This window comes from Paenibacillus gorillae (assembly GCF_000513275.1).
Classification (GTDB): Bacteria; Bacillota; Bacilli; order Paenibacillales; family Paenibacillaceae; genus Pristimantibacillus; species Pristimantibacillus gorillae.
On the sequence record NZ_CBVJ010000027.1, the window covers coordinates 25,427 to 51,573 of the forward strand.

Below are 26,147 nucleotides of genomic sequence, written 5' to 3' on the forward strand. Positions count from 1 at the left end.
CATATGAGCCATCAAAATGCAAAAGTGCATTTGAAATCACTCGATTTTACGCTAGGGAGCCGTTATTGGCCAAACAAACTGCATATTTGCATTTTGATGCGATAAATCGCTTGAAAATAGGCTTCCAACCTGCACTTTTACATTTTGATTTAATTACCGCAAGGTCTACACAATACTGGCGCGTATTAGAGTGAATGACAGCAGGCTCTATTTAACCTTAGTGCTATCATCATATTAGTTCGTTGTATCTTTCTCGACCGCTTGACACCCGTTTATTGACGGGTGTTTTTCTTTTGGCCTGAAAAGATATTCACTTTGTGAATTGGGCCAGGCAATACCGGCTTCAACTTAGCTATCTGAAAACGAGATGGCAGGCATCTAAACTGCGTATTATGCAAGATAGCTGCATGCATTATATGATGAGTTCACGGCTAACGCCGATGAATGAATAACCCCTATCGTTCCGAAATGAAGCGGGAATTGTTTAATCAAAATAACTATCTGCGGATAGTAAATAAGGAGACTGAACATAATGACTTTTCAGCATAAAGTGGCAGTGATTACAGGCGGAAGCAGCGGTATCGGGAAAGCGGCAGCTATAGACTGGGTGAAGCGGGGCGGCAATGTCGTCATTAATGGCCGTCGTGAACAAGCGCTGGAGGAGGCAGCAAAAGAAATCGATCCGACAGGCGAACATGTCGCTTATGTTGCCGGAGACATCTCAAATTCTGAAATCGCGGAAAGCTTGATCCAAGAGGCACTCAAACGTTTTGGCCGTATCGATACACTTGTGAACAACGCGGGTATTTTTATCTCTAAACCATTTACAGATTACACGATTGAAGATTTCGAATCAGTGCTATCCATTAATGTAGCCGGATTTTTCCGCATTACTCAATTGGCAATAACCGAGATGCTCAAGTCGGGTTCCGGTCACATCGTGAATATTACGGCTAGCGGAGTCGCTGAACAGCCTATCAAAGCCGTGCCAGCTGTATTAGCCGCATTGACCAAAGGCGGTTTGGCAGCGGCAACGAAATCATTAGCGATTGAATATGCGGACAAAGGCATTCGAGTGAACGCTGTAGCACCGGGTATTATCAAGACGCCAATGCATGGGGTTGAAACCCATGATTTCTTGAGTAAATTACATCCAGTGGGCCGGATGGGCGAGGTTCAGCATATTGTTGATGCCATTAATTATCTGGAATCCGCTTCGTTCGTAACTGGAGATATCCTTCATGTTGATGGTGGTCAAAGCGCCGGCAAGTGGTAATAAGGTAAGTTGCCAGAAAGGGAGGAAGACGTACATGCTTTACGAACTGCGGACTTACTATATTATTCCCGGTCGCATGCAAGCGATGTTGAATCGGTTTCGGGATCATACGATAACGATTTTTGCCAAGCATGGAATGAAGGTTACGAATTTTTGGATCGATGCGGATGAGTCCAATAACCGGCTGTATTACGTGCTTGAGCATCAGGACGAGGCTGCGCGTGAACGCAACTTCCAGGCCTTTCTCGAAGATCAGGAATGGCTGGATTTAAGGCATAGAACGGAACAAGACGGTCCCATGTATGAGAAAATCGATATTGCTTATATGAAAATTGCGCCTTTTTTCCACGCGAAGTAGCACGAGGCGCCGTTATTGATCCCCTTTTTGCAAAGGGGATTTTTTTCATTCGGAAGCTGAGCTTGATCCTTCGATAGTTAGTTGAATTGAGTTCGCATTTCCGATATGAATGCGGACATAGCTGGCGTAGTTAAAGCGTCTTTGCGCCGAATAAACACCGTTTTGACGAGGGCATGCTTGCCCGCTATTTCATGAATTTGAATTCGCCCTTGCTGCTCTGACTCAGCTACAATAGAGCGTGGCAGCAGTGAAATGCCGAGGCCGGCACCGACACAGCCAAGGATGGTTTCAAGCGAACCGAACTCCATGATCTTATTTGGCAGGATTCCTTCCTCCTGCAGCAGCTGATTCAATCTCGTCCGGAAGGAGCAGCTGTTAAAGAAAACAAGAAAGGTATGAAGCTTTACATCTTGAATGGAACGTACAGGCGGATGAGAAACAGAGGTGACAAGGACCAGCTCTTCATCAACGACGTCTTCTGCAACCAGATCAGGATGCTCCACTGGACCTGCAACAAATGCTCCATTCAATTCATAATGAAGAACGGCATTAATGTGTTCTTCTGAAGGGCCGGTAATTAATGAGAAATCTACTGCCGGGTAATCCGTGTGATACTTCGTAAGAAGGTTAGGAAGACGAACGGCTGCTGTCGTTTCCACAGATCCGATCAGGAGCGGACCTGACGGAACTGAGGAATCTCCTACGGCTGATCTGGCTTCCTGAATGACATGCAAGATTTGCTCTGCATAGGATAGCAGGATGTGTCCAGTAGGCGTAAGTGTAATTCCCCGGTTATGCCGGTAAAATAATTGAGTCTGCAAATCGGCTTCTAACTGTTGAATCTTATGTGTGACGTTGGATTGAGCGAAGGTTAATTTTTGAGCTGCCTTCGATATGCTGCCTTCTTGAGCAGTTGTATAAAATACTTTCAGCAGTTGAATATCCATAGATGCCTCCTGCACATATATAATTAGATATCATAATTCAAGATATCGGAACTGTTTATTTCGTATTATACATGATATCAGATCGATGCAACACCTTTCACGCAAATGCGCTAAGGAAGTATTTTTTTCAACAAAAGCAGGGTTTTGCCACGGAAAGGTCAAACAAATAAAGAACTATATTTCAACATTTTACCAGACAATTCGGAAGCCAATAAGATAGCCGATCATAATGGATAAGGGGGGCCGTCAGAAGATTGTTTAAACCGATGTGTTATTTGGTTATTAGTTGTGTAATAGCTGTTTGTTTGCTTAGCGGCTGCGCAGCAGCAAAGCCGGTTGCAGAGGATAGCGGGCCGACCTCATTGGTTAAGTCTTATCGTACAATGGCTGAGCTTGCAGAAGATGCGCAGCAAATCGTTGAGATTAAGGCGGACAGCCAAGAAACCATCATGTATCAACAAGTTCCTTTTACGCTCTCGACAGTATCCGTAATCAAGTCGTTCAAGAGAGATCATTCACAAGGTGATACGATCCGCATTATTGAAACCGGTGGAGAGTATACACCGCTTGATAAGCAAGGAAAAGCTCTGTCAAAAACAACTATGAAATTCAACGGCATTCCAGTTCTTACACGGGATGGTCATGAGGTTATTTTTTTGAGCGCGTTTGGCGCCAGATAAAGGAAGCTGAATGATTTTACATTAATGAGTATCGAGGAGTTTTCTGAAACACTTCATAACTTGATGAAATCATGAGGGACAAACTGAAAATTTGAAATTATTGAACGTAGGCCATACAATAAAATGTACAATTGTATTTAATCGAAACTAATGAAAAGGAATGATATCGTATATGAAAATAACGTTCAAGCGGGTAGAGACCGAAGCAGAAATAAATGTCGTAGCACAATTGGCATCTGAAATTTGGAATGATTATTATATAAGCCTTATATCTCGCGAGCAGATTGAATATATGGTGGAAAAGTATCAATCCGTTCATGCCATTAGCGATCAGATTCAAGAAGAGGGTTATGAATACTATCTAATGCAGCTTAATGGTCAAGATGTTGGTTACCTTGGCGTCAAGCCGGAAGAAGACAAGCTGTTCCTCAGCAAATTTTATATACTCAAAGATTACCGGGGCAAGGGTTACGCAAGTGTAGGGATGGCATTCCTATTGCAGATATGCAACGCGCACAAACTAAGCTCAATCTACCTGACCGTTAACCGGTTTAATGACGCAGCAATTGCTGTATATGAGAAGAAGGGCTTCAAAAAAGTTCAGACTCAAGTGGCCGATATTGGAAACGGCTATGTGATGGATGATTACATTATGGAGAAAGAAATTGCGTTAGCATACTAATTGCTTTATGTTTGGAAGCCGCATTTAGATGCGGCTTTTTTTAGAATGAACGGATGTGTACATTTAATTTGACCCCGATAGTTCCATATAAGATTTAATATTAATGAATATGGAACATTTTCCACTTACTGTCGTCTGTGTATGAGGAACCGTCGTCAATTTGTATAAGGGGGCATTACATATTGTCAAAATTAATCGGAGCAGCAGCTATCATTTTAAATGCAGAAGGAAAAGTATTATTAGTAAAGCATAGCTATGGCAAGAATAACTGGGATCTGCCAGGCGGAAAAGCTGAAGACAATGAGTCTGCGGAGGAAACGGCAAGCAGAGAGACTCTAGAGGAAGTTGGGCTGAATGTCCGGATTGGGCCATTAACCGGTATATATTATGATCCGGACTATGACATGCATCACTTTGTATTTATCGCGCATAACGATACTGAACAAGAGCCCCAGCCGAGTTCGCCCGAAATTTTGGAATGCCGATTTTTCTCCATCGATGAACTCCCTAGACCTATTAGCGATTTCACATGTAAGCGTATTAAAGATGCCTTAAATCCCGCTCGGGAACAACTGTTCCATACGGTTGGACCGAGACAGTGGATTGAATAATACGATAACACACCGGAAAGCGGGCGACACTCATATGGAATATGTGAAACTTGGAAATACAGGCATGGACGTTTCCCGGATCTGTCTTGGCTGCATGGGCTTTGGTGACGCGCAGCTGGGCCATCATCAATGGGTGCTTAATGAAGAGCATTCCCGCGAAGTGATAAACAAAGCGTTGGAGCTTGGCATTAATTTTTTCGACACTGCAAACGTCTACGCAGCAGGGACTAGCGAGGAGTTTGTTGGCAGGGCTCTGAAAGGTTACGCCAACCGAGATGAAATTGTTCTGGCAACGAAGGTTCATTTCCGGATGCATGAAGGCCCTAATGGTGCCGGACTTTCCCGTAAGGCCATCATGAGTGAGATTGATAAAAGCTTAAAGCGGCTTGGTACGGATTATGTCGATCTTTACCAAATTCACCGCTGGGACAACACTACCCCAATTGAAGAGACGATGGAAGCTTTGCATGATGTTGTGAAGGCAGGCAAAGCCAGATACATTGGGGCATCTGCGATGTATGCATGGCAGTTTTTGAAGGCATTACATACAGCGGAGAAAAACGGATGGACCCGGTTTGTATCGATGCAGAATCATTACAACCTCATCTACCGCGAAGAAGAGAGAGAAATGCTGCCTCTATGCAAGGCTGAAAAAATAGGGGTCATTCCATTTAGTCCTCTTGCTGGAGGAAGGTTAACGAGAGATCAGCAGGAAACGACCCATCGCTCTCAAACCGATCAGGTACAAAAATCCAAATACGATGCGACGGCCGATACCGACCGTATAATCGTAGACCAAGTTGCTGCTATTGCAGAAAAGCATGGCGTTCCCCGTGTTCAAATCGCGCTTGCTTGGCTACTGCACAAGGACCCGGTAACCGCTCCTATAGTGGGTGCTACAAAGATCTCACATCTCGAGGATGCGGTGGCTGCCCTGTCGATCAGGCTCACACCTGAAGAGCTAGCTTCCTTGGAAGAGCCTTATATCCCTCACCGGATCGTGGGCCACGAGTAAAACGCAGCAAATAGAACTTCTAAAAAGTCGCATAAATGCGGCTTTTTTGTTTTACATATGAGATTGGTTATGGAATTGAACTATACTTTTCATAAAAAATGAACCTTTTAGCTTTCTAAAGGATATATACAATAAAGAAAGGAAGGAGGCTAACAGATGCATCTTACAAAAGAAGAAGCAAGGCAAATTTATGAGGAGCATTCCCCCAATGTTTACCGGGTTGCCTTATTCATGACTAAATCCGCAGCAAATTCTGAAGATATCGTACAGGAAACATTTATGATAGTATTTCAAAAATTTGATACTTATGATGCCGCCAGACCTATTAAGCCGTGGATCTATAAGATTGCATTAAATGAGGTAAGAAAGCATTTGAATAAGCAACGCCGTCAGTTATTTAGAAAATGGCCGACAGAACAAACTGTGGTTTCTGCAGAAAATGATGTTCTTCAGGAGGAGGGGAATCATGAACTATGGAATGAGGTAAGTAAACTTGGAATGAAATATAAAGAAGTGATAGTTCTTCATTTCTATCTGGATTTCAAGCTTAGCGAAATAGCGGCGATGTTAGGCATTCCGTTGGGAACTTGCAAATCGAGGCTATTTTATGCCCTCAGAAAGTTAAAAGTTGCTTTGCCTAAAAACGAAGGCTTGCAGATTTCTTTAGATAAGAATGGAGGCAGGTACATATGAGCCGCGCAGTCAAAAATATAAAAACTGCTCTGAAAGTTACACTAGACAATCAATACCCGTTAACATCGTTTGAACAGGTATGGGATGCAAGCAAGATTAATAAGAAATCTATACGAACAAAGAAACTCATGATGATATCAGTTCTCACAGCGGTGCTGTTAGTTACAGCAGCTTTTTCGTATAAGATCATATTCTGGGGAAATACAGAGATCATAATATCAAACAGTGATGAAGATTTGGCACAAATGGTTACTCCGTTGGAGTCAATTAATCATATTATCAATGATTCTAAAAACCTTAATTTTACTGAATCCCAGAAACGAGTCGCTTTTAAAATTCTTCAATCGGGTGCGGTTCAATCATGGACACAAATAAACAGTGTTGGAATCATACAACCCCAATATGATAATAACAGCATTTCAGACGGACCTTTAGTTTATTTTGACCAGTTTGTAAGCTCTGATAGTCAAGATGAAAAAGTAGTTGTTTCACAACGTTATGATGCTATTACTACAGAAGCTCTAAAAAAGAAAGAAAATGAATCATTTCAACAAGAGTATCCGAAAGGAGCCAAAATCATATCAGAGTTTGGATCTGATTTTGCTGTGCTTATAAATTTGCAAAAGGGACGTTATCAGTTGGGGATCATTCATGTAGACGATAATGGTATCGCAATGAGGATTGATTTATGGGGAAACACTGATCCTAACAATTTGGTGAAAATAGCCCACCTTTATTTGCTGCAAAGTTGATTTCAAAGTGTATAGTTTCGTTTAAACCATTCTTTCCATATCCCGCGCATCGGGAAAACGGTATAGTGAAAATAAACGCTTGTTCGTTCGGAGGGTATCATGAACCAGAACATAAAAACAAATTTACATAACATGCTGACCAATCTTGTCGAGAACGGCACCTATACGGGACTAGCTGTTGGAATTGTGAAGGATGACGAAATCCTCTTTGCTGGTGAATATGGTACGGCTGATATATCGACCGGCGATGCTGTCGTTCCCAGCACGTTGTTTCACCAAGCCTCTGTTTCAAAAACATTCGTTGCAATGGCCGTTATGCAACTGGTTGAGAACGGAGTAGTGGAGCTGGACGAACCGCTCATCAACTATTTGCCATACTTTGAAATGGAAGACGAACGGTATGGAGATATTACGATCCGGCAGCTCTTAAGCCATACGTCCGGCATGCCGGATGAAGAGGACTATGCATGGGACCGGCCGGAGTTCGATGAGCAAAGTCTTGAAAGATATGTGAAGAGTATTGCGCCCCGCAAGCTTCTAACCGAGCCTGGCTGTACATTTGCTTATAGCAATATAGGCTTCGAGATTTTGGGAGATGTGATAGCTAAGGTAAGCGGGATGAGCTTCGAGCAGTATATGAAGGAGAATATTTTGGAGCCGGCAGGAATGAAATCCAGCTCTTTTCTGAAACAGGAGATTGAAGCAAATCTTGCCGCACCTCATGTACGCAAGGCCGACGGGTCAGAAGTTTACGTCAGTGAAGTGTTCCCATACAACAGGGCGCATGCGCCGAGTTCAACTTTGTACACCAATGTTGAAGATATGTGTCAATGTATGCTGATGCATTTGAACCAAGGAGCGGAAAATGGCATCTATAATGCTTTGAAATCAAGCAGCTATGCTGAAATGTGGAAGCCTCAAGCATCCATCGGAGAGGAACAGGAGAGTGGCCATATCGGATTAAGCTGGTTTCTTGGCGAGCATAAAGGCATTAGGACCCTATCGCATTCCGGCTGGGACACAGGTTTTCTCAGTGATTTATTTATTCTTCCCGATAACAAAATTGCATTTATTGTAATGACGAATGGCGACTATAACGACCTAAGCAGTGTAACCTTTCCATTGCTCGATCTGCTGCGTGATCAATGACAAATCTAGTAAAGCCGTCACAACTTGTGGCATAATGCAATCAATATGAAATAATAATTTTACATGGCGAAAATGTAGCGTTCATATAAAGCCCAAACTCCTTTTGTATACTTAGCTAGCTAGTATTGTGCAGCGAATCAAAAGGATTAGGGTGATTGATAGAATGTTAAAACAACGTGATTTGCACGAATGCCAGTCGCTGTATCATTTAATGATTGATCCTGCTGTTTTTCCTTACGTTCGTAATAAATCCCAATCCTATGAGGAATATTTATTCACGACCGAGCAGTTGATGGTTGAAGAAGAGCAAGGAACAAGTATTTCCAGAACGATACTGAATGAGACCGGCCATCCTATTGGCACTATTGATTTATATGATATTGGGAATAAGACAGGCTTCCTCGCGACATGGGTTGGTATTCCTTATTTCGGAAAGGGCTACAACCAGCGGGCGAAAGAAAGCTTCTTTTCAGAGCTGTTTCTTAAACATAACATCGAAACGATTTTTTTGAAAATTAGAGAGCAAAACATTCGATCCAAAAAAGCGGTTCAGAAATTGCCTTATGTCAAATTAGCAAATGAAATTAATCCGCCCTTGTACCATTTAATCAATTACACGCAGCATCATTATGATTTGTATCAAGTCGAGCGGATGGACTTTTTAGAAAACAGAAGTGCAGTAAACGCTTACTGATCATATGCTGAAGATTTAGGAAACGCAGTCATAGCTGGCTGCGTTTTTTCATTGTTGGAGACGGCATGGGAGTGCTGAAAACAAAAATTGCGTTGACATTCTACCAACTAGTAGGTAATATGTAAATAGGTTCAGGCGGTGATGAGCAGCTTGCTGGAACCGTAGTCGTTTTAGGTTCTTGTAGTTTTCAACAAAACTACCTACTAGTAGGTTTTTTAGGAAAGTGAATACCATTCATCAAGAGAGGAGCTGTGTGATGAACAAAATAAACGAAATTGAGGTAGACGCGTTAAAACAATTCGCTGATACCGTTGCAAGTAATGCTGCACAAGGCATGGCGCAATTTCAAGTGATGACGGACTGGTCTGGGGGAACAAAGTCCACTTCATCCGTTCAGGAGCTCAAGCTTGGAGACCAGCGTCTGGCAAGAGATATGGGCCCGAATTCATGACAAGGTGACACGTACGTCGCCTAACCGCTGGAATATGGCCAATGCCATTCATTTGAATAGTGAACTGATTGTTGATTCGTAATAAACCAAATCATACTGAATTTATTAGAGGAGATGAATGATATGAAATTTGAAAATAAAACGGTTATTGTTACAGGCGGGGGAACTGGGATTGGTAAAACGACAGCACAACGATTTTTTGAAGAAGGGGCTAATGTAGTTATCAACGGCCGCCGCGAGGATATCCTGCAGCAAACTGCGCTTGAAATTGACCCGACAGGAAAAAGAGTTCTTGCGGTGGCAGGAGATATCAGCAAATCAGAAACTTCTGCAAAGCTGGTCCAAGTGGCCGTTGAAGCATTTGGCGGTATTGATGTACTTGTGAACAATACGGGCAAGTTCAACCCAACGCCTTTCCTTGACCATACCGAAAAGGACCTGCAATCGTATCTGGATACGATTGTGAAGGGAACGTTTTATCCCTCACAAGCTGTTGTCCCTGAGCTGAAAAAGAGAGGGGGCGGAGCCATAGTGAACACCGGTTCGATGTGGGCGATTCAGGCCGTGGAGGCAACGCCATCATCAGCTTACTCTGCCGCTATGGCAGGACGGCATGCACTGACTCGTAATCTGGCGGTTGAATTGGCAGGAGATCATATTCGCGTGAATGCAGTAGCCCCAGCAGTAGTAGAAACACCTATATACAATACGTTTATGACCGAAGAGGAAGTAGCTAACGTATTGCCTAGCTTCCATGCCTTACACCCGATTGGCCGGAACGGAACAACTCAAGATGTGGCAGAAGCTATACTGTTCCTCGCCAGCGATTCTGCTTCATGGATTACAGGTGTTGTCATGCCGCTTGATGGCGGGGTTACAGCCCGTCTGAGATAAACGATAATGAAATTCTGAACAAATAAGATAACCTCTGAGCTTGCTCAGAGGTTATCTGCTATTGGAGGTTGTTGAAGAGACAGCGCGATATTTCGTTCGCGAACTTAGTGAACTCCTGCAAAGTGGCCTTGCCATTCATTGAAGCCTTCTTCCATGCGGTAAGCTGTAAAGCCTTCTGTTTGCAATTTTTCGGCTGCAATTGCTGAATAGACACACAACGGTCCTCTGCAATAAGCAATAACCTCGGATGTCTGGGGTAAATTCTTAATGAATGCGTCCAGATCTTCCAGCGGAACGGAAATAGCACCTGCGATATGACCTGTTTCATATTCCTCTGTCGGCCGCAGGTCTAACAGAAGAATGGAGTTGCTGTTGAGCTTCTCAACGACTTCATCCATGGAGAGCGTCTGAATCACATCCATATTGTCAAAGAAATCTTCTTTCAGCCGGCTGATATCCGGCAGCTGCTTCTCGCTAATTTTCCACAATGAAGATAAAAACTCAACAATAGAGGGGTCAGCTAATGAATAGATGACATAGGTGCCCTTTTTGGTGAATTTAACTAATTTGGCATCGTTCAAGATTTGAAGATGCCGAGAGACGTTGGCGACGTTCATAGTTGTAAATTGTGCCAGCTTCTCAACCGTTTTCGGACCTTGAATGAGTAAATTTAATATTTCGAGTCTTTTATCGCTAGACAAGCATTTTCCAATTCTGGACAACTGATGAAATAATTCATCTTTAAAGATTCTAGCGGATGCAAGGATATCGTCCATCGTAATCATCCTTTATTATTCAATTATTATATTGTTTATTATACTATACGCATTGGATACTATCCAGAAATGTGGAGCACAGGACGGAAGCGGGCAGACGCTTGCATAACCCGATCAAAAGCTTCGCTTGCCCGTTCCAGCGGGAAAACTTCAATAATTGGCCGAACATCGGTTAGCACGCTAAAATGAATGGCGTCCGCAATTTCTTTTGCATGACCGGTGAAGGAGCCTCGGACAGTGTGGGGGCCCTTCAAAAAGTCCATTGCAGAAAGCTCCAGCTGTTCACCGGAGCCCGCTACAATGATGAGTTCACTATCTGCTCTTAATCCGCCAATGAGGGAAGAGATGGCTTTGGCGTTTGGTGCGGTAGCGAGAATAACTTTTGCTCCGCCTAATGCCTTTAGAGTCTTGGCCGGATTCTCAGTTTCTGAATCGATGTAATGATGTGCTCCAAGCTGGCGTGCCAGTTGTTCTTTATCTTTCCCGCGAGAGATGGCGACGGTATTGAAACCGGCTTTCTTGGCATACTGGATGGCTAGATGGCCCAGACCGCCAATGCCTGAGATCGCTACAAGATCACCGGCTCTAGCTTTACTCTTTTTCAATGCGCTAAAAGTGGTTTCTCCCGCACACATAAGCGGCGCTGCTTCAAGAGCAGATAATTCGTCCGGAATGCTGGTTAATCCTTCTTCATTCACAACTATATATTCAGCATACCCGCCATCTATCGTCAGACCCGTAACATGGCCATGTCCGCCGTGCCATCCAATGCCGACGCGCTGCCCGATCTCCCAGCGGGACGAACCGGCACCGAGCTCCTCCACAATTCCGATGACTTCATGACCGGGAATGCGAGGATACTGAGGAGCAGAGCCTTTAATGGCTAAGGAATCACCATTGCATACTCCGCAAGCTTCTACGCGAAGCAGAACTTGTCCTTGCCCAGGACGGGGGACGGGGACTTCAACTAATTGCAGGGGTTCACCTTTGGCTGATATTTGAATAGCTTTCATCATCTTCATGTATCTTCCTCCTAAAGAGATAATAATCCGTTTATTGAGTCACCCTTGAAGTATAAGGGATGAATAAATATAATTCAATTAATCAATTGAATAGTGATTTGTTTATAACAGACACAGAAGAAAGACAAGGGGAGAGTAAGAATGGAAAATAAAAATTCAGAACCTATATATCCGGTCATTATTATCGGAGCTGGCTTAAGGGGTCTGCGCGCGGCATCACTGCTTCACTCGCAGGGCATTACGTGCAAGATTTTAGAAGCGCGTGACCGAATCGGCGGCCGGGTTCTGAGTACCGCTGTTGCAGGCGAGCCTGAGCTTGGCCAGTATGATCTAGGGCCGACATGGTATTGGCCGCAGTACGAACGGGTTATTGCCAGTCTGGTCAAGGAACTCGGTTTACAGACATTTTCTCAATACACGGAGGGAGCTATGCTGTCCGAGCGATCGCGGAACGAACCTCCGCAGCGTTATATACTAGCAGAGGGCGCAGTGGAGCCCTCAATGCGACTCGTTGGAGGCGTAAAGTCGCTTATCGATACGGTAGCGGGTACGTTTCCTTCGGGTACGATCGAGTTAAATACTCGTGTCGCAAAGTTACAGCTTGATCGGGAAGGGGACGATGTCCATGTAGTGGCAGAGCTCGCAGATGGTACAAAGAAAAGCATGCAAGCCCGTGCTGTAATTATGGCATTGCCTCCTCGGATAGCTGCCCGCCGCATTACGTTCTCACCGGCGCTCACGCCAAGCCTAATGAGCAGCCTTATTAATACGCCAACATGGATGGCAGGGCAAGCCAAAATTATAGCCGTCTATGATAGTCCATTCTGGCGCAAAGACGGACTATCTGGGCTTGCAACAAGCTGGGTTGGACCTCTGCAGGAGATTCACGATGCCTCCCCGGTTGAAGGGGGCGGTGCGCTCTTTGGTTTTTTTGGCATGAATGCCATGAAGCGCCGTGAGCTTGGTGAAGAGCAAGTACTTGAACTCGTGAGAGAGCAATTGACGCGACTGTTTGGTCCGAAGGCAGGAGCGGCAAAAGCAGTCTTTTACAAGGATTGGACTAGCGACGCTGAGACAGCTGTTGAAGATGACTTTACCGCTCTATCGGGTTTTCCAGACTATGGTCCGTTGAACGTCGAGGGGGAATGGGCTAAAAAGATTGTTTTTACCGGTACTGAAACTTCGCTGGAACATGGCGGTCATCTGGAAGGTGCGCTTCGATCAGCAGAACATGCTGCTTTAGAAGTTATTAAGCTTATCTAGCTGTTGCTGTATAAACAATTTTCTTGACCCTAGAACATTTTGACACTATAATTCAACTAATCAATTGAATATTAACTTCTAACAAGGCAGCAATAGATAGTAAAGTTTTATCGATTTCATGAAAGGATAAGGTATGCCCACAATATGTTACTCTTATATATACTTATTATAGTCGCGGCAATTTGGCTGTTCCGACAGCTGTGGCCGGTACATTCACTAACGTTTCTCAGGTCAGGTTTGCGAGAAGCGTTGCTTATGCTGCCGCAAACGGTAAAGGTGCTTGATGTGAGGGATGCTGTGGATTATGACAACGAGCATTTTCCTGACTCCGTAAATGTATCATTAGGCCGTTTGCCCTTCGTATGGAAAACTGAGTTCAACCCTCAAGACGAAATAGTAATTGTTGCCGACCATATCATTGCCATTAAGCGCGCAGCGAGGATTCTTCAAAGAAGAGGATTTCGGAAGCTGTATGCGGTCCGCACTCCTATAGCGGTATATCTGAAGGGGGAGGAACAGCGGTTGAATGGAGGAGAACGATGAAGCATTATACGGAGCTGACCTCGATTGAGAAGATCAATGATTTTATTGCGTCGAATGAAATGAACTTCTTATATATTTCCAGGCCGGAATGCAGCGTATGCCATGCGATCTGGCCGAAACTAAGGGCGCTGCTGGAACAGTATCCGTCCATACATTTGGGGCATATCGATGCGAATATCGTTGAGGAAGTAGCAGCAAAATTTGATGTTTTTGCGGTTCCGTCTCTGCTCTTGATCATTGACAGCAAGGAGTATATAAGGGCGGACAGGTTTGTCCGGTTCGAGCGACTGGAAGCTCAGCTTGACCAAATTTACAGGCTGTATACTGGGGAGCATCACTCGGATTGACCCATTCATTTATATATTTGAAATTTGAAATTTGAAAGTGACAACAAAAAGCAGTTCAATTCCGGACTGCTTTTTGTATGCAGCGAGAAGACGATCTAGGAGGATGGAACCTTAAATGGCACAAGTTAAATCTGCGAGCAATCAATTGCAGCACTATGTAGGTTCGCCGGAAAAGCAAAAACAGCTGTATCGAAAAACTTTAATAATCGTCATTATTTCTCAAATTTTCGGAGGTGCCGGACTTGCGGCTGGTGTCACCGTAGGAGCACTGCTAGCCCAGAATATGCTGGGAACAGACAGCTTCACGGGGATTCCCACCGCTTTATTTACACTGGGATCTGCAATCGCAGCATGGCTTGTTGGGCGTTCCTCTCAGAGACACGGGCGGCGTCTTGGATTAGGAACCGGATTTTTAATTGGCGGATTAGGCGCCATCGGAGTAATCATTGCAGCCATATCCAATAATATTGTACTCTTGCTCCTGTCTCTCTTCATATATGGTGCAGGTACAGCAACGAATTTGCAGGCGCGTTATGCAAGTGCCGATCTGGCAAGCTCCAAGCAGCGGGCTACAGCAGCCAGTCTGGCTATGGTTGCGACCACCTTCGGGGCAGTAGCAGGTCCCAGCCTGGTTAGCGTAACCGGAAATTTTGCCTTATCGATAGGTGTCCCAAGTCTTGCAGGACCTTTTATTTTAGCAGCCGCAGCCTTTATTTTAGCCGGACTTGTCCTTCTTATTATGATGCGCCCTGATCCTCTTCTGGTAGCCAATGCAATCGCAGAACATAAGGGGAGTGCAGGGCAATCCACTGCAGATGCCAAAGCAGTTCCTGCGGGATTCAACAAACGTGGAGTTATCACTGGGGCAACCGTTATGATTTTGACACAGCTCGTGATGGTAGCAATTATGACCATGACTCCTATCCATATGAAGCACCATGGACATGGCTTAAGTGATGTGGGGCTTGTGATTGGCTTCCATATCGGGGCCATGTACTTGCCGTCGCTGTTGACAGGTATTCTTGTTGATAAGCTAGGACGTACGGTGATGGCTATTGCTTCAGGCGTTACGCTGCTTCTCTCAGGAATTGTTGCAGCCACTGCTCCCGGAGATTCGATGCCTTTACTTATCGTAGCGCTATGTCTGCTGGGGCTTGGCTGGAATTTCGGACTGATCAGCGGGACAGCTGTAATCGTGGATTCGACGACACATTCTAACCGGGCAAAAATTCAGGGGTCGGTAGATGTACTGATTGCCCTATCTGGTGCGTCTGGCGGTATGCTGTCCGGTATGATTGTAGCTCATTCCAGCTACTCAGCGCTGTCGCTCTCGGGAAGCTTCTTAGCTCTCTTGCTAATTCCAGTTATGCTATGGTCGTTTAGGGCAAGGAAGAAGGAATCGCACGCCTTAGATCAAGCGCAGAAATAATGAGCTGAAAAATTCGCTAGTTATGAAAGCAGCGGCAGATTAGGTTATTGCCCTAGACTGCCGCTGTATTTGTAGCTGGTGCAAGGAATGAGGACAGTTTTAGTTTGTATTGAATAACTGACTAGTTAGTTATATAATTTCAATTGTTAGACGATGCACCGATTCATACGAATGATCGAAAGAAGGAATGTCCATGGAAATTTAAGTTTATTAGTTGGGCATACTAAATTCGCTAACAAGGGGAAATGATGATGAAAACAAAAACTTGGTTTATTACCGGAATTAATAGCGGGTTTGGCCGTCATCTGACGGAGCAGCTGCTGGAACGCGGTGATCGTGTAGCCGGAACTGTACGCAAGATGGATTCCGTTCAGGATCTTAGTGAGAAATATGGTGAAAATTTATGGACGGCACATCTGGATGTAACGGATTCGAATGAAGTTCGAGACGTGGTCAATAAAGCTTTTTCCGAATGGGGAACGATTGACGTTGTAGTGAATAATGCCGGGTATGGCTTGTTTGGAACAGCTGAAGAAATGACGGATGAGTTGCTTATCCATCAGATCCATACAAATTTGATCGGGTCCATTCAAGTGGTACGCGCTGCGCTGCCGCATTTGCGTAATCAAGGCGGAGGGCGGATTTTGCAGCTTTCGACGTATGGAGGACAAGCTGTAAACCCTGGCGCCGGCATGTATCATGCGACTAAATGGGGAATTGAAGGCTTTATGGAATCGACCGCATTGGATGTGGCTCCGTTCAACATTGGCATCACGATTGTTGAACCAGGGGGAGCCCGCACGGAGTTTCGTTACGGTAGTGCAAAAATAACGTTGGGCAGCGATTCTTATCAAGCCATTCACAAAGCGTTGACTGGCCGTCTCGCTGAGTTAGAAATGCAGAAGGATACTGCTGGTGTAACGGATTATTCTCTGAATTAATGCCCTAAAATAACTATCTAGTTAGTTATATATTAATGATAAACCTGAAAGAAGGCATGAACAATGACTAAAGTTGCAATCGTAACAGGCGGAAGCCGCGGTATTGGCCGCAGTACTGTGCTTTATTTGGCTCAGCGCGGAATCGATTCGATACTCACATACAATTCCAACAAAGAGGAAGCAGATAACGTTGTCGAGCTTGTGACCAAAGAAGGCCGTAAAGCGATTGCGCTGCAGCTGGATGCCGGCCGTACAGACACTTTCGATGAATTCGTCTTGCAGGTAAAAGAAGCACTGCAGTCATGGGGGACGGATCACTTTGATATTCTAATCAACAACGCTGGCATTTCGCATCACGGAACGTTCGCATCTACTTCAGAAGAAGAGCTGGACGCACTATATAACGTTCACGTTAAAGGAGTCTTTTTTATAACGCAAAAGCTTCTTCCGCTCATTAATGATGGCGGCGATATCGTGAATATTTCGACCGGCTTGACCCGGATAATTGTCGGAAGCCCGCCATATGCAGCTGTAAAAGCCGCAATTGAAGTGCTGACTAAATATCAAGCGAAGGAGCTTGGGCCGCGCCGGATTAAAGTGAATGTCATCGCCCCGGGTGCCGTTTCTACCGATTTCAGCGGCGGCATGGTGCGTGACAATCCGCAAGTGAATAAAATGGTGTCAGATATGACGGCGCTTGGCCGTCCGGGAATGCCTGAGGACATTGCGATGGCAATCGTCTCGCTCGTATCTGAGGACAATCGCTGGGTGAATGCACAACGCATCGAGGTATCAGGCGGTATGGGCATCTAATACTAATAGGGGACTTCATAAGAACGTTTTACTAGAGCAGCACAATGCTGCTCTTTTTTTTGCGCCCTCTCCTTAGCACAGTTATGTTTATGAGGAAGGAATTTCTCTTACCACAAGTGCAGCATGTACTGTATAGTGATTCTAGACTTTCGCGATGTTGGACTTCCGAACCTTAGGGTTCGCGAAGTTTTTTATATGGGAATGAACTTTTATACGCTATACACTCTCTTATCTATGAAAAGGGGTGAGAACTTGAATGTAAGCCGTCTTGTCAAACAAGCCAAAAAAGGCAACAAGGAAGCTTTAATGCAACTAATCTTAGACGACCAGGACGCTTACTATCGTCTTGCCTATACGTACATGGGGAATGAACATGATGCGATGGATGCGATGGAGGATATGATCGTTACGCTATATGAGAAAATCGATCAGTTGCAGAAGGGCGAGGCCTTCTATAGCTGGAGCAAAACGATTCTCGTCAACCGGTGTAAAACATTACTCCGCAGGAAGGGAAAATTCATTCCTCTGGAGGACGAAAGTGAACAATCATCTATTCCATTAACCGATGACAACCCGTACCGCCATGCAGAATCCGAGATGGATATGCAAGTGCTGTTATCTCATCTGAATGAACAGCAGCGGGAAGCGATCGAGCTTCGTTACGTGCATGATCTTCCCTACCAGACGATTGCGGATATGACCGGTGCGCCGCTTGGCACAATCAAATCGAGAATTTCACAAGGCATTCAGAAACTGAAAGCGATGATAGGAGGTGATCGTTATGACAACGATCGAGGAGAAGCTAGAAGAGCATAAACTCAGTTTGGCAATGGCACAAACACCGGCAGAGCTTGAGAACAGACTTCGCAAGGCCCTCCAAAATGCTCCTGTTCGAAAGAGAAAAAGGAACCGGGCATTGACCTGGATTGCGACTGCAGCCGCAGCATTAATTCTAATTGCAGGAGCTTATCAATACCCTGCATTCGCTTATTACGGCGGCAAGCTGTTTAATAAAGTCGAGCTGCACACCCTTAGCTTTGCAGAACTGTCTGAGCAAGGCTACGGACAAACGGTCAATACGAGCAAAACGCTTAAAGATGGCACAGTCATTACGATTAGCGGTGTTATTGCGGACGATAACGCATTGTCGATGTACTACAGTATTGATCGGCCTGAAGGTTCTTCTATCTATGACGCCAACGGTTCACACCGCTATGATGTGTGGAAGGTGGAAGGATTTCTGACGGATTCGAATGCGACAGAAGGAGGCGGCAATCCTAGCAAAAACGACACTCGCTTCGAAGGCGTACAAAAATTTAAACCGGTTAGTCCATTCGCCAAAACGTTAACCGTTGAATTCAGTGAATGGCTGGACAATGGGAAACGGGCAGTCTACCCGATCTCCTTCAAGTTTGATGCAAATAAAGCGATGAAGAGCTTAATCAGTCAGGATATCGGGAAATCCATTGCTGTCGATGGGGGGGCTGTCTATTATGATTCTATAAAGGCTTCGCCAACCTCAACGATTGTGAAGGGGCACTATGAAATAGAAAAGGAAATTGGAGGATTTCCGAGATTTGAGGGGAAAAGCAAGCTTTATGTTAATGGAAACGAAGTGATGGCATATTCCAACAGGGCAAATCTCGATAGTCAATACAAATACAACTTTGCAATGGAATTTGATGTGCTGCCAACGGATAAGATTGAAAGCATTGAACTCGAACTCGTGAATTTCCCTAGCTATCAAAAAGTAGAGAAGCCTATTTCCTTGGCTTCGCCTTCTGATCTGTCTTTGAAAATTGGCAGTGAAAAGCTATGGATTCGAAGTGTCACTAAAACAGCGCAGGGTTATGATATTGTAATTGCCAGAAAGCAATTTACATTTCTAGTGAAGGACGGCTTGTCCGTGCAAGCAGGGGGTCAAGTTGTTCCGGTTTCATCCATTTCAAAAGAACGCCCGTGGGATCTGAAGAACGGCAACATTTTGTGGGAGCAGACGTATTCTTTTGCAACGAAAGACAAACCGGAGTTTCTGCTGGTTGACGGATTTGATTATATCAAAACATACAAACAGAAAATTTCTGTACCTTTATCTGATAAAAAGTAAAAGGATGACTTGCCGAAACCGCGCTGCTGCGCGGTTTTTTTGTGATAAATCTCATGCTGATTGAGGGCTAGTAGAATAGTTATAAATTATGTTTTCTAGTATAATTGGAAATTAACGGAGGGGGTACAAAATGAATATCATAGGAAATAGAATCGGATTGTGAAATTTTACAGAAGATGATTTCACTTTCTATAATGAATTGGAGCAAAATCCGATCACACATCAGTATGAAAACAGTGCACCGGATGATGCTGAAATCCAAGATGATTTTCAAAAAGCGCTCTCTGAAGTCCATGACAATCCGCGAGAGCGTTATGAGCTGGCAATTAGCTTGAAGGATGATGGAACGCCTGTGGGCCGGATTAGCATTAAGCTAAATTGGTCTGAAATTAGAGAATGGGAGATCGGCTGGGCATTGCATCCGGACTTTTGGAAAAATGGTTATGCAACTGAGGCAGTTGAATTGCTGATTAGCTATGCATTCAGCGATCTGAACGCACACCGGGTTGTAGCGTATGCCAATACTGAAAATGCCGCATCTGAAAAGTTGATGATCCGAGCTGGAATGAAGCAGGACGGCGTGCTTAGAGAAGTCAGAATTTGCAAGGGTAAATGGTGCAATGAGTTTATTTACTCTGTACTTGAACAAGAATGGGACAAGTAAAAAAATGATACTGTGCAAGTGAATAGAGCCGTTATATACTAACTATTGGCAATAGAAAACGCTTACGACTATACATACTGGAGGATGCAATCATGACGACGATTTTATTTCAAGGTGATTCCATTACAGATGGTGCGAGAGGCCGCAGCGAAGATCCCAATCATCTGCTTGGACACAGCTATGCGTATTTGATTGGGGCAAAGCTTGGCTATGAGCTGGGCGAGAAGCAGCCTTTGTTCATTAACAGAGGGATTAGCGGCAACCGTGTCTCTGATTTATATGCCCGCTGGAACGAGGATGCCATTGCACTGAAGCCTGACGTGATCAGCATTCTGATCGGCGTCAATGACGCGTGGAGAACGATGAGCGGAGAGCCTTCCGGCATTACGGATCGTTTTGGCCGCGCTTACAAAGTGCTGCTTGAAGAGACGAGAGAGGTTATGCCCAATACGGGACTGATTCTTCTGGAACCTTTTATACTGAAAACGGGCGCTACTGAAGAAAAATGGGAGGAATGGCAGGAGCTCGTTGGGCTGTACCAGAACATCACCAGAGAGCTGGCAGAACAGTTTGGTGCTGTATTTGTTCCGCTTCAGGCTGCCTTTGACGAGGCGTGTACGCGAGCAGAAGCTGCATACTGGATTTGGGACGGGGTACACCCGACAAGCGCCGGACATCAGATTATTGCCGATCAGTGGCTGTCTGTTGTTCAGAACAGCAAGCTTGCTATCGGCTAATAACGGATAAATGTAAGGGATATGATGAGCAAAAAGATGGCCTCTGCAGGTTGCAGAAAGCCATCTTTTTCTCATTCTATTCGGATGTTTCGGTCAATCGGCGAAGCCGGTATGCGTTCATTGCGGATTCATTAAGCTCATCGAGGATGGTGTAATTGGCCCAGGCTCCTGCTATTGCTCCAATTCCCGGTAACATCTGCAGTATTTTCCGGAAATCGATGGCGTCGCGGTACTCCTTCTGGAACGTCTCCCAATCCAAGTTGTTGGCGTATTGAGAATCGGAATAATATTGATTCTTTTCCGTATCCCAATGTTTAATCGAATTCAAGAGCTTGGCTCGTTGTTCCGGTCCAGAGAAGGCCAATTGAAACACTTTAAGTACAAATACCCGCTCGGAAAATTCATTCGTGTCATATCCGTACCGATGCGCCAATTCAAACAAAAACTTCATTTTGATAGCAATCAATGCGGGAAAGTCTACGGCATTAAGTAAAAGGCCGCCCGCTCCGGTGCCAGCGCCTTCAGCTACGGCGATTTTTTGATACAAGGAAAATACACGCTGCGCTTCCAGATCGGCGAGTTCAAGCTTGTCAAATTGCAGCACGGAACTTTGAGGCGTATATTCGGCACCAAACAAGGCCGTACGCACGATAGATTTTACAGTGGTTGTGATAACGTTGTGCATCTTGGCAGGTATTATATCATTGATTTTTGTACCAATTGTCTTGGAGGTTTTCTCCAGCCATCCGGGCGATTTGAATAACTGACGCTCCCAATTGGCAACTTCGATGCGCACTTTTTGTTCATAATTCATGTTCAATGTCTCCTCCAACAAATCTCATTACATTGTACCGGAAATCGCAGTGCTAGGAAACACATATTATCGGCAGGATAGAAATTGAAGAGAACGTTGACTCGGGGCTAAACCGTGAGACAATAAAGTGAGTAATGGATTAAAGGAGAACAATGGCGATGCAAATGAATGACACTTTTCTGCCTAAAGATAAGCATGATATTGAAAGTGTTGAAGTACTGTCCGGATTGGAAGGGTCATTGGTGCTTCCTTTATTGCCGAAGTTGCTGGAATGGTTACAGGATTTCAATTGGCCAGTGGCACCAGTAATTGTTGATGTAATATCTAAGTACAAGAGCGAAACAATTCCGTACATTCAAGAGATATTATCCATGCGCGATATGATCTGGACTTACAACATCCTAGCATATTTGATTCAAGATTGGGATACGGTGCACGTTTCAGTATTATCTGCAAGTCTGCGAGAATTGGCGCAAACGATGGATTACGACGAGGGTACTGACTTGCTGGCTATCGAAACGATGTGGAAGCATCGTCTTATAGAGGAAAACGATGCTAAGGGACTATTAGCGGAGAAGTTGAGTGAGATAGAAGAGACGCTTCAGGGCTTTACATCTGGACAGATAGCTGAGTTCTCGGATTTAGAGGATGAAAATCTGCTTCGCCGTTATGAAGAAATTGAAGTCTTGATAAGCAGCATAGCTAATCCATAATAGCTTTTTGGAGGAGGAATTTGATGTATCGTTCCATGTATGCGGTAAATGGACAAGGATTGGCCGGAAGATTACATCAATGATTATTTGATTCCATTCAACCGCACTGGGCAATTCAGACCGGCAGCTGTTAGAGCGATACAAAGGGAATCCCAGCAAATCGAACTAAAAGGGAAATTAGTTGTCCCTGTATTAGTAGCAAGAGGGCTTCTTGAAGGCTCGCTAGTATCCGACTCAGACATCACGCGATATAACAGCATATGCCCGCAATTAATAGTTAAGGAATATGCGGCTTCGGACCATGATCTTAAAGGTCAGGACAGGAATCAGTTTTATAACGATATTGTTTCGTTTTTAAACGGTATCGACTAGTTCATTCTTTGTGTGCCCCTCCGAGAAGCATGATCTGCATTCACCGATTCAACCAAGCTTCGGCGGGTTTGAGAAAGCGATGGGATTGTAAGCATATTCGCTTAAAATGTCATGATTGTGGTTAAATTGATAGTAACCGGAATGAACATAAAACGGCTGCAAATCATTTGCAGCCGTTTTATGTCTGCTTCTGAAAGATAGATAAGGGATAGCCGCTTCGAAACAAAACTTGCATTTCGTGCGTATAGATTAAACTAGTAGTGAGAATATACAAGATCGGAAGGATGTTAGGCATGAGTGAATCCAATCAGGAGTATATCGTAATCTCCGGTGCACGGGAAAACAATCTGAAGAACGTAGACTTGCGCATTCCGAAGCGGAAAATTACGATTTTTACCGGGGTATCTGGCTCCGGCAAGTCATCGATTGTCTTCGATACAATCGCCGCTGAATCGACACGATTGCTGAATGAGAATTTCAGTATGTTTGTGCGCAATTTTTTGCCTCGCGTTCCGCAACCGGATACAGACGCGATTGAGAATCTGAGCATGGCTGTCATTGTCGATCAGAAGCGGCTCGGCGGCGGATCTCATTCCACAATGGGCACAATTACCGACATTTCGCCGATTCTCCGTCTTCTTTTCTCCCGAGTAGGTCAGCCCCATGTTGGACAAGCGCATATGTTTTCTTTTAACGATCCGCAGGGCATGTGTCCGGAATGCAATGGAATTGGCCGCAGATTAGGCATTGATATGAGCAAGGCGATAGACAAGTCGAAATCGCTGAATGAAGGGGCAATCCTGCTCCCGGATTATGCGGTCAACAGCATGGACTGGAATATGATTGTTGAGACGGGGGCTTTCGATCCGGACAAGAAGCTGAAGGACTACTCGGATGAGGAAATGGAGGAGCTGCTGTACAGCAAGGCAAGGAAGGTTCAAATGCAGTTCGCAGGCAAAGCCGTTAACATTACGGTAGAAGGTATTTTTGAGAAGTTCACCAACAAGTACATCAAGCGGGATTTGAAAACGATGTCCGAGCGTACCCAGCGTGCGGTTGCACCGTATATTTCCGAAGGTTATTGCTCCAGCTGTCACGGTGCAAGGCTTAGTCAAGCTGCGCTCAGCTGTCGGATCAATGGACATAACATTGCAGAGTTAGCCTCTATGGAGGTTGGTCAACTCATCCAGGTTATTCGGGAAATCGATAATCCTGTCGCAGCTCCAATCGTCAAGCCGTTAACGGAGCGATTGCAGCATCTGGTTGATATCGGACTTGATTACTTGACGCTGGATCGTGAGACAGATACGTTATCTGGCGGCGAGTCGCAGCGCGTCAAGATGGTGAAGCATCTGAGCGGCAGTCTGGTGGATGTCACTTATATTTTCGACGAGCCAAGTGTTGGCTTGCATCTTCGGGATGTACACCGGTTGAATGAACTGCTGCAGAAGCTGCGCGACAAGGGTAACACCGTAATTGTTGTTGAGCATGATCCTGACGTTATCAAGCTGGCGGATCATATCGTTGACGTTGGACCTCACGCCGGCAGCCGCGGCGGTACGATTGTCTATGAGGGAAGCTTCGAGGGACTGCTCGAATCCGGTACTTTGACGGGCAACTATATGAAGCGGCCGCTTCAGCTGAAGCAGGATTGCAGGCAGCCTTCCGGCAAACTGTCTATCAAGGATGCTCAGCTGCATAACCTGCAAAACGTCAGTGTCGATATTCCAACTGGAATATTGACTGTAGTTACAGGTGTTGCCGGCTCGGGAAAAAGCACGCTAATAAATGAAGTATTTCTTAGCCAGCATCCCGATGCGATCGTTATCGATCAATCGGCGGTAGGCGTATCAACACGCTCTAACCCTGCAACTTATACAGGCATTATGGATGATGTCCGGAAGGCATTTGCCTCAGCAAACAAAGTGAATCAAGGCTTATTCAGCTTTAATTCCAAGGGAGCTTGCGAGAATTGCCAAGGGTTAGGTGTCGTGTATACTGACCTTGCATTTCTCGAGAGCGTAAAGCTGCCTTGCGAAGTATGCGGCGGCAAGCGGTTCAAGGAAGAAGTGCTTGCGTACAAGCTGGATGGAAAATCGATTGCAGATGTGCTGGAGATGACGGTGGAGCAGGCATTGGAATTTTTCCAGCTGAAAGAAGTTGTGCGCAAGCTCCAAGCGATGAGCGATGTCGGATTGAATTATATTACACTCGGCCAGCCGCTCAGTACGCTCTCAGGCGGGGAATGCCAGCGCATTAAGCTGGCAAGCGAGCTGCATAAGAAGGGCAGTATCTATGTCATGGACGAGCCGACGACCGGCCTTCACATGTCGGATATTGGACATCTTCTGGAAATTATGAATCGTCTCGTAGACGCCGGCAATACAGTAATCGTCATCGAACATAACCTCGATGTGATCAGCCAAGCCGATTGGATCATCGATATGGGGCCGGATGGAGGCAGCAAGGGCGGACAAGTCGTGTTCGAGGGGACGCCAGCGCAGATTATCCATGCAGAGGAATCGATTACGGGCAAATATTTAAAGTAGGAGGTATACCGCGTGCAAAGTTATAATGACAGCAAACGACTCCGAGATAATGACGATGCGGGCGGTTTGAGGGAGATCTCATTTTGTGAAACGACAAGACGTATTATTATCATTAGCCCGTTACCAGCTGTTATTCTTCCATTGGTGATGTCACTAATGGTTCGTTGCTACGATGTATTGATCTTTCATCATGAGAATGATCCGATTCTGACAACAATTCCTAGCGACTTATTAATAATTGACCGGTCAAAAGCCGTGTCATTGGAACGGATGAAGGTACCCTCTTCGATACCGGTACTTTTCTTGCTCGGGGACGAGCAGCAATTGAGAAGTAGTAACGATCACGCAGCACTTGTATGGCCATGTCCGATATTGGAAGCGTTGGAGAAAATCGAGCAAATGGTGAACCAAAATCAGGAACTGCCTCAGTTGGCTGTACATCATCTGCGTTTTAAAAATATTACGATGGATCTAAAGAGATTTTCTGTCTATAAATCGGGGAGCAAAATCCAGTTGACCATGAATGAATTCAATTTGCTCAAAATACTTATTTCCGTTGGTGGAGCGGCGATGACCCGGGATCAAATTATAGATGAGTTATGCGGTGAAGATTACTTTGGCGGCAGTAACTTCGTCGATGTGCATATTAAAAGCCTCCGGCATAAGCTGGAGGACAATCCTAAAAGACCAAAATATATAATAACGGTCCGCGGAGTTGGCTACCGGATCTCAAATGATTAATGCTCCAAACCTTCACGAGTTCCCTCATGAAGGTTTTTTTGTCTTCATTCTAACTTCATGTGAGAGGGTCGAAAGCAGGATACAATTGTGTTCGGATATACCAAACAAATACAG

The 26,147-nt window shown here is 44.9% G+C and carries 29 protein-coding genes and 1 pseudogene; 26 read left to right on the forward strand and 4 right to left on the reverse strand.

The features are described from left to right. The first annotated feature begins 532 nt into the window (after positions 1-532). Together TY10_RS04640 and TY10_RS04645 are read left to right on the forward strand one after the other, a co-directional pair. Positions 533-1,276: an SDR family NAD(P)-dependent oxidoreductase gene (locus TY10_RS04640; protein ID WP_042161069.1), complete on the forward strand. Its 744-nt coding sequence runs from the start codon at positions 533-535 to the stop codon at positions 1,274-1,276. Positions 1,277-1,310: 34 nt separating this feature from the next. Next, entirely contained in the window at positions 1,311-1,634 is a 324-nt protein-coding gene (locus tag TY10_RS04645) for an NIPSNAP family protein (RefSeq protein WP_042161071.1), read from the forward strand. A 77-nt stretch (positions 1,635-1,711) separates the two neighbouring features. On the opposite strand, the gene TY10_RS04650 is transcribed toward TY10_RS04645, so the two are convergent. Further along, entirely contained in the window at positions 1,712-2,581 is an 870-nt protein-coding gene (locus tag TY10_RS04650; protein ID WP_042161073.1) for a LysR family transcriptional regulator, read from the reverse strand. Between the two features lie 254 nt (positions 2,582-2,835). Here TY10_RS04650 and TY10_RS04655 point away from each other — a divergent pair, with 254 nt between their 5' ends. The 10 genes from TY10_RS04655 to TY10_RS04700 all read left to right on the forward strand — a co-directional run bounded on the left by TY10_RS04655 (position 2,836) and on the right by TY10_RS04700 (position 10,202). Beyond that, on the forward strand, positions 2,836-3,261 hold the full coding sequence (locus TY10_RS04655; RefSeq protein ID WP_042161075.1) for a hypothetical protein: 426 nt from the start codon (positions 2,836-2,838) through the stop codon (positions 3,259-3,261). 172 nt (positions 3,262-3,433) lie between these two features. After that, positions 3,434-3,943, forward strand: a complete 510-nt coding sequence (locus tag TY10_RS04660) for a GNAT family N-acetyltransferase (RefSeq protein ID WP_042161077.1) — start codon at positions 3,434-3,436, stop codon at positions 3,941-3,943. 182 nt (positions 3,944-4,125) lie between these two features. After that, positions 4,126-4,554, forward strand: coding sequence for an NUDIX hydrolase (locus tag TY10_RS28655; protein WP_052350363.1), 429 nt, complete (start codon positions 4,126-4,128; stop codon positions 4,552-4,554). A gap of 34 nt (positions 4,555-4,588) precedes the next feature. After that, entirely contained in the window at positions 4,589-5,569 is a 981-nt protein-coding gene (locus tag TY10_RS04670) for an aldo/keto reductase (RefSeq protein WP_042161079.1), read from the forward strand. A gap of 156 nt (positions 5,570-5,725) precedes the next feature. After that, on the forward strand, positions 5,726-6,262 hold the full coding sequence (locus TY10_RS04675; RefSeq protein ID WP_042161082.1) for an RNA polymerase sigma factor: 537 nt from the start codon (positions 5,726-5,728) through the stop codon (positions 6,260-6,262). Beyond that, on the forward strand, positions 6,259-7,014 hold the full coding sequence (locus TY10_RS04680) for a hypothetical protein (protein WP_042161084.1): 756 nt from the start codon (positions 6,259-6,261) through the stop codon (positions 7,012-7,014). The genes TY10_RS04675 and TY10_RS04680 overlap by 4 nt, the downstream gene beginning before the upstream one ends. A gap of 99 nt (positions 7,015-7,113) precedes the next feature. Further along, complete coding sequence (locus tag TY10_RS04685; RefSeq protein WP_052350364.1) at positions 7,114-8,163, forward strand: serine hydrolase domain-containing protein; 1,050 nt, start codon at positions 7,114-7,116, stop codon at positions 8,161-8,163. A 163-nt stretch (positions 8,164-8,326) separates the two neighbouring features. Then, complete coding sequence (locus tag TY10_RS04690; protein ID WP_042161086.1) at positions 8,327-8,857, forward strand: GNAT family N-acetyltransferase; 531 nt, start codon at positions 8,327-8,329, stop codon at positions 8,855-8,857. 256 nt (positions 8,858-9,113) lie between these two features. After that, the gene (locus TY10_RS04695) at positions 9,114-9,308 is read left to right on the forward strand and encodes a hypothetical protein (RefSeq protein ID WP_042161089.1); all 195 of its coding nucleotides are present in this window, start codon (positions 9,114-9,116) and stop codon (positions 9,306-9,308) included. Positions 9,309-9,431: 123 nt separating this feature from the next. After that, on the forward strand, positions 9,432-10,202 hold the full coding sequence (locus TY10_RS04700; RefSeq protein ID WP_042161091.1) for an SDR family NAD(P)-dependent oxidoreductase: 771 nt from the start codon (positions 9,432-9,434) through the stop codon (positions 10,200-10,202). A gap of 104 nt (positions 10,203-10,306) precedes the next feature. Here TY10_RS04700 and TY10_RS04705 read toward each other — a convergent pair whose 3' ends face one another. After that, complete coding sequence (locus TY10_RS04705; RefSeq protein WP_042161093.1) at positions 10,307-10,978, reverse strand: ArsR/SmtB family transcription factor; 672 nt, start codon at positions 10,976-10,978, stop codon at positions 10,307-10,309. A 59-nt stretch (positions 10,979-11,037) separates the two neighbouring features. Continuing rightward, positions 11,038-12,000 (reverse strand): zinc-binding dehydrogenase, encoded by a 963-nt coding sequence (locus tag TY10_RS04710; protein ID WP_081735112.1) that lies wholly within the window; start codon positions 11,998-12,000, stop codon positions 11,038-11,040. Positions 12,001-12,141: 141 nt separating this feature from the next. On the opposite strand from TY10_RS04710, the gene TY10_RS04715 reads away from it, so the two are divergent. The 10 genes and pseudogenes from TY10_RS04715 (at position 12,142) to TY10_RS04760 (ending at position 20,844) form a co-directional block, all read left to right on the forward strand. Next, positions 12,142-13,263: a flavin monoamine oxidase family protein gene (locus tag TY10_RS04715; RefSeq protein ID WP_042161096.1), complete on the forward strand. Its 1,122-nt coding sequence runs from the start codon at positions 12,142-12,144 to the stop codon at positions 13,261-13,263. 255 nt (positions 13,264-13,518) lie between these two features. Then, entirely contained in the window at positions 13,519-13,806 is a 288-nt protein-coding gene (locus tag TY10_RS04720; protein WP_052350365.1) for a rhodanese-like domain-containing protein, read from the forward strand. Next, positions 13,803-14,153 carry a thioredoxin family protein gene (locus TY10_RS04725; protein WP_042161100.1) on the forward strand — a complete coding sequence of 117 codons (351 nt, stop codon included), beginning with the start codon at positions 13,803-13,805 and terminating at the stop codon, positions 14,151-14,153. The genes TY10_RS04720 and TY10_RS04725 overlap by 4 nt, the downstream gene beginning before the upstream one ends. Positions 14,154-14,268: 115 nt before the next feature. Next, positions 14,269-15,582 carry an MFS transporter gene (locus TY10_RS04730; protein ID WP_042161102.1) on the forward strand — a complete coding sequence of 438 codons (1,314 nt, stop codon included), beginning with the start codon at positions 14,269-14,271 and terminating at the stop codon, positions 15,580-15,582. Positions 15,583-15,833: 251 nt separating this feature from the next. After that, positions 15,834-16,523 (forward strand): SDR family oxidoreductase, encoded by a 690-nt coding sequence (locus TY10_RS04735; protein WP_042161104.1) that lies wholly within the window; start codon positions 15,834-15,836, stop codon positions 16,521-16,523. A gap of 63 nt (positions 16,524-16,586) precedes the next feature. Continuing rightward, entirely contained in the window at positions 16,587-17,336 is a 750-nt protein-coding gene (locus tag TY10_RS04740) for an SDR family NAD(P)-dependent oxidoreductase (protein WP_042161107.1), read from the forward strand. A gap of 252 nt (positions 17,337-17,588) precedes the next feature. Then, positions 17,589-18,152, forward strand: coding sequence for a sigma-70 family RNA polymerase sigma factor (locus tag TY10_RS04745; RefSeq protein ID WP_042161109.1), 564 nt, complete (start codon positions 17,589-17,591; stop codon positions 18,150-18,152). After that, positions 18,118-19,443, forward strand: coding sequence for a DUF4179 domain-containing protein (locus tag TY10_RS04750; protein ID WP_042161112.1), 1,326 nt, complete (start codon positions 18,118-18,120; stop codon positions 19,441-19,443). The genes TY10_RS04745 and TY10_RS04750 overlap by 35 nt, the downstream gene beginning before the upstream one ends. A gap of 178 nt (positions 19,444-19,621) precedes the next feature. After that, a pseudogene (locus TY10_RS04755) lies at positions 19,622-20,107 on the forward strand (GNAT family N-acetyltransferase); the annotation flags it as partial. A gap of 92 nt (positions 20,108-20,199) precedes the next feature. Continuing rightward, positions 20,200-20,844: an SGNH/GDSL hydrolase family protein gene (locus TY10_RS04760; protein WP_042161114.1), complete on the forward strand. Its 645-nt coding sequence runs from the start codon at positions 20,200-20,202 to the stop codon at positions 20,842-20,844. A gap of 76 nt (positions 20,845-20,920) precedes the next feature. Here the strand turns inward: TY10_RS04760 and TY10_RS04765 are convergent, their stop codons facing one another. Continuing rightward, complete coding sequence (locus TY10_RS04765) at positions 20,921-21,658, reverse strand: EcsC family protein (protein ID WP_042161115.1); 738 nt, start codon at positions 21,656-21,658, stop codon at positions 20,921-20,923. Between the two features lie 158 nt (positions 21,659-21,816). Between TY10_RS04765 and TY10_RS28660 the strand changes: the two genes are divergently transcribed. The 4 genes from TY10_RS28660 to TY10_RS04785 all read left to right on the forward strand — a co-directional run bounded on the left by TY10_RS28660 (position 21,817) and on the right by TY10_RS04785 (position 26,033). Then, entirely contained in the window at positions 21,817-22,371 is a 555-nt protein-coding gene (locus TY10_RS28660; RefSeq protein WP_052350367.1) for a DUF5071 domain-containing protein, read from the forward strand. A gap of 48 nt (positions 22,372-22,419) precedes the next feature. Beyond that, a complete protein-coding gene (locus TY10_RS04775; protein ID WP_042161118.1) occupies positions 22,420-22,743 on the forward strand; it encodes a hypothetical protein in 324 nt (107 codons plus the stop codon). 293 nt (positions 22,744-23,036) lie between these two features. Further along, positions 23,037-25,292, forward strand: coding sequence for an ATP-binding cassette domain-containing protein (locus tag TY10_RS04780; RefSeq protein ID WP_042161120.1), 2,256 nt, complete (start codon positions 23,037-23,039; stop codon positions 25,290-25,292). Positions 25,293-25,304: 12 nt separating this feature from the next. After that, positions 25,305-26,033: a winged helix family transcriptional regulator gene (locus tag TY10_RS04785; protein WP_042161122.1), complete on the forward strand. Its 729-nt coding sequence runs from the start codon at positions 25,305-25,307 to the stop codon at positions 26,031-26,033. Positions 26,034-26,147 lie beyond the last annotated feature (114 nt).

Excerpts from the sequence above, each read along its gene's own strand:
- TY10_RS04695 (WP_042161089.1), top strand. The coding sequence starts at position 9,114 with ATGAACAAAATAAACGAAATTGAGGTAGACGCGTTAAAACAATTCGCT.
- TY10_RS04730 (WP_042161102.1), top strand. The coding sequence starts at position 14,269 with ATGGCACAAGTTAAATCTGCGAGCAATCAATTGCAGCACTATGTAGGT.
- TY10_RS04650 (WP_042161073.1), bottom strand. The coding sequence starts at position 2,581 with ATGGATATTCAACTGCTGAAAGTATTTTATACAACTGCTCAAGAAGGC.
- TY10_RS04775 (WP_042161118.1), top strand. The coding sequence starts at position 22,420 with ATGGACAAGGATTGGCCGGAAGATTACATCAATGATTATTTGATTCCA.
- TY10_RS04660 (WP_042161077.1), top strand. The coding sequence starts at position 3,434 with ATGAAAATAACGTTCAAGCGGGTAGAGACCGAAGCAGAAATAAATGTC.
- TY10_RS04710 (WP_081735112.1), bottom strand. The coding sequence starts at position 12,000 with ATGAAGATGATGAAAGCTATTCAAATATCAGCCAAAGGTGAACCCCTG.
- TY10_RS04735 (WP_042161104.1), top strand. The coding sequence starts at position 15,834 with ATGAAAACAAAAACTTGGTTTATTACCGGAATTAATAGCGGGTTTGGC.
- TY10_RS04705 (WP_042161093.1), bottom strand. The coding sequence starts at position 10,978 with ATGGACGATATCCTTGCATCCGCTAGAATCTTTAAAGATGAATTATTT.
- TY10_RS04685 (WP_052350364.1), top strand. The coding sequence starts at position 7,114 with ATGAACCAGAACATAAAAACAAATTTACATAACATGCTGACCAATCTT.
- TY10_RS04700 (WP_042161091.1), top strand. The coding sequence starts at position 9,432 with ATGAAATTTGAAAATAAAACGGTTATTGTTACAGGCGGGGGAACTGGG.
- TY10_RS04680 (WP_042161084.1), top strand. The coding sequence starts at position 6,259 with ATGAGCCGCGCAGTCAAAAATATAAAAACTGCTCTGAAAGTTACACTA.
- TY10_RS28660 (WP_052350367.1), top strand. The coding sequence starts at position 21,817 with ATGCAAATGAATGACACTTTTCTGCCTAAAGATAAGCATGATATTGAA.
- TY10_RS04725 (WP_042161100.1), top strand. The coding sequence starts at position 13,803 with ATGAAGCATTATACGGAGCTGACCTCGATTGAGAAGATCAATGATTTT.
- TY10_RS04670 (WP_042161079.1), top strand. The coding sequence starts at position 4,589 with ATGGAATATGTGAAACTTGGAAATACAGGCATGGACGTTTCCCGGATC.
- TY10_RS04780 (WP_042161120.1), top strand. The coding sequence starts at position 23,037 with ATGAGTGAATCCAATCAGGAGTATATCGTAATCTCCGGTGCACGGGAA.
- TY10_RS04720 (WP_052350365.1), top strand. The coding sequence starts at position 13,519 with ATGCTGCCGCAAACGGTAAAGGTGCTTGATGTGAGGGATGCTGTGGAT.
- TY10_RS04640 (WP_042161069.1), top strand. The coding sequence starts at position 533 with ATGACTTTTCAGCATAAAGTGGCAGTGATTACAGGCGGAAGCAGCGGT.
- TY10_RS04645 (WP_042161071.1), top strand. The coding sequence starts at position 1,311 with ATGCTTTACGAACTGCGGACTTACTATATTATTCCCGGTCGCATGCAA.
- TY10_RS04750 (WP_042161112.1), top strand. The coding sequence starts at position 18,118 with ATGACAACGATCGAGGAGAAGCTAGAAGAGCATAAACTCAGTTTGGCA.
- TY10_RS04675 (WP_042161082.1), top strand. The coding sequence starts at position 5,726 with ATGCATCTTACAAAAGAAGAAGCAAGGCAAATTTATGAGGAGCATTCC.
- TY10_RS04765 (WP_042161115.1), bottom strand. The coding sequence starts at position 21,658 with ATGAATTATGAACAAAAAGTGCGCATCGAAGTTGCCAATTGGGAGCGT.
- TY10_RS04715 (WP_042161096.1), top strand. The coding sequence starts at position 12,142 with ATGGAAAATAAAAATTCAGAACCTATATATCCGGTCATTATTATCGGA.
- TY10_RS04690 (WP_042161086.1), top strand. The coding sequence starts at position 8,327 with ATGTTAAAACAACGTGATTTGCACGAATGCCAGTCGCTGTATCATTTA.
- TY10_RS04740 (WP_042161107.1), top strand. The coding sequence starts at position 16,587 with ATGACTAAAGTTGCAATCGTAACAGGCGGAAGCCGCGGTATTGGCCGC.
- TY10_RS04760 (WP_042161114.1), top strand. The coding sequence starts at position 20,200 with ATGACGACGATTTTATTTCAAGGTGATTCCATTACAGATGGTGCGAGA.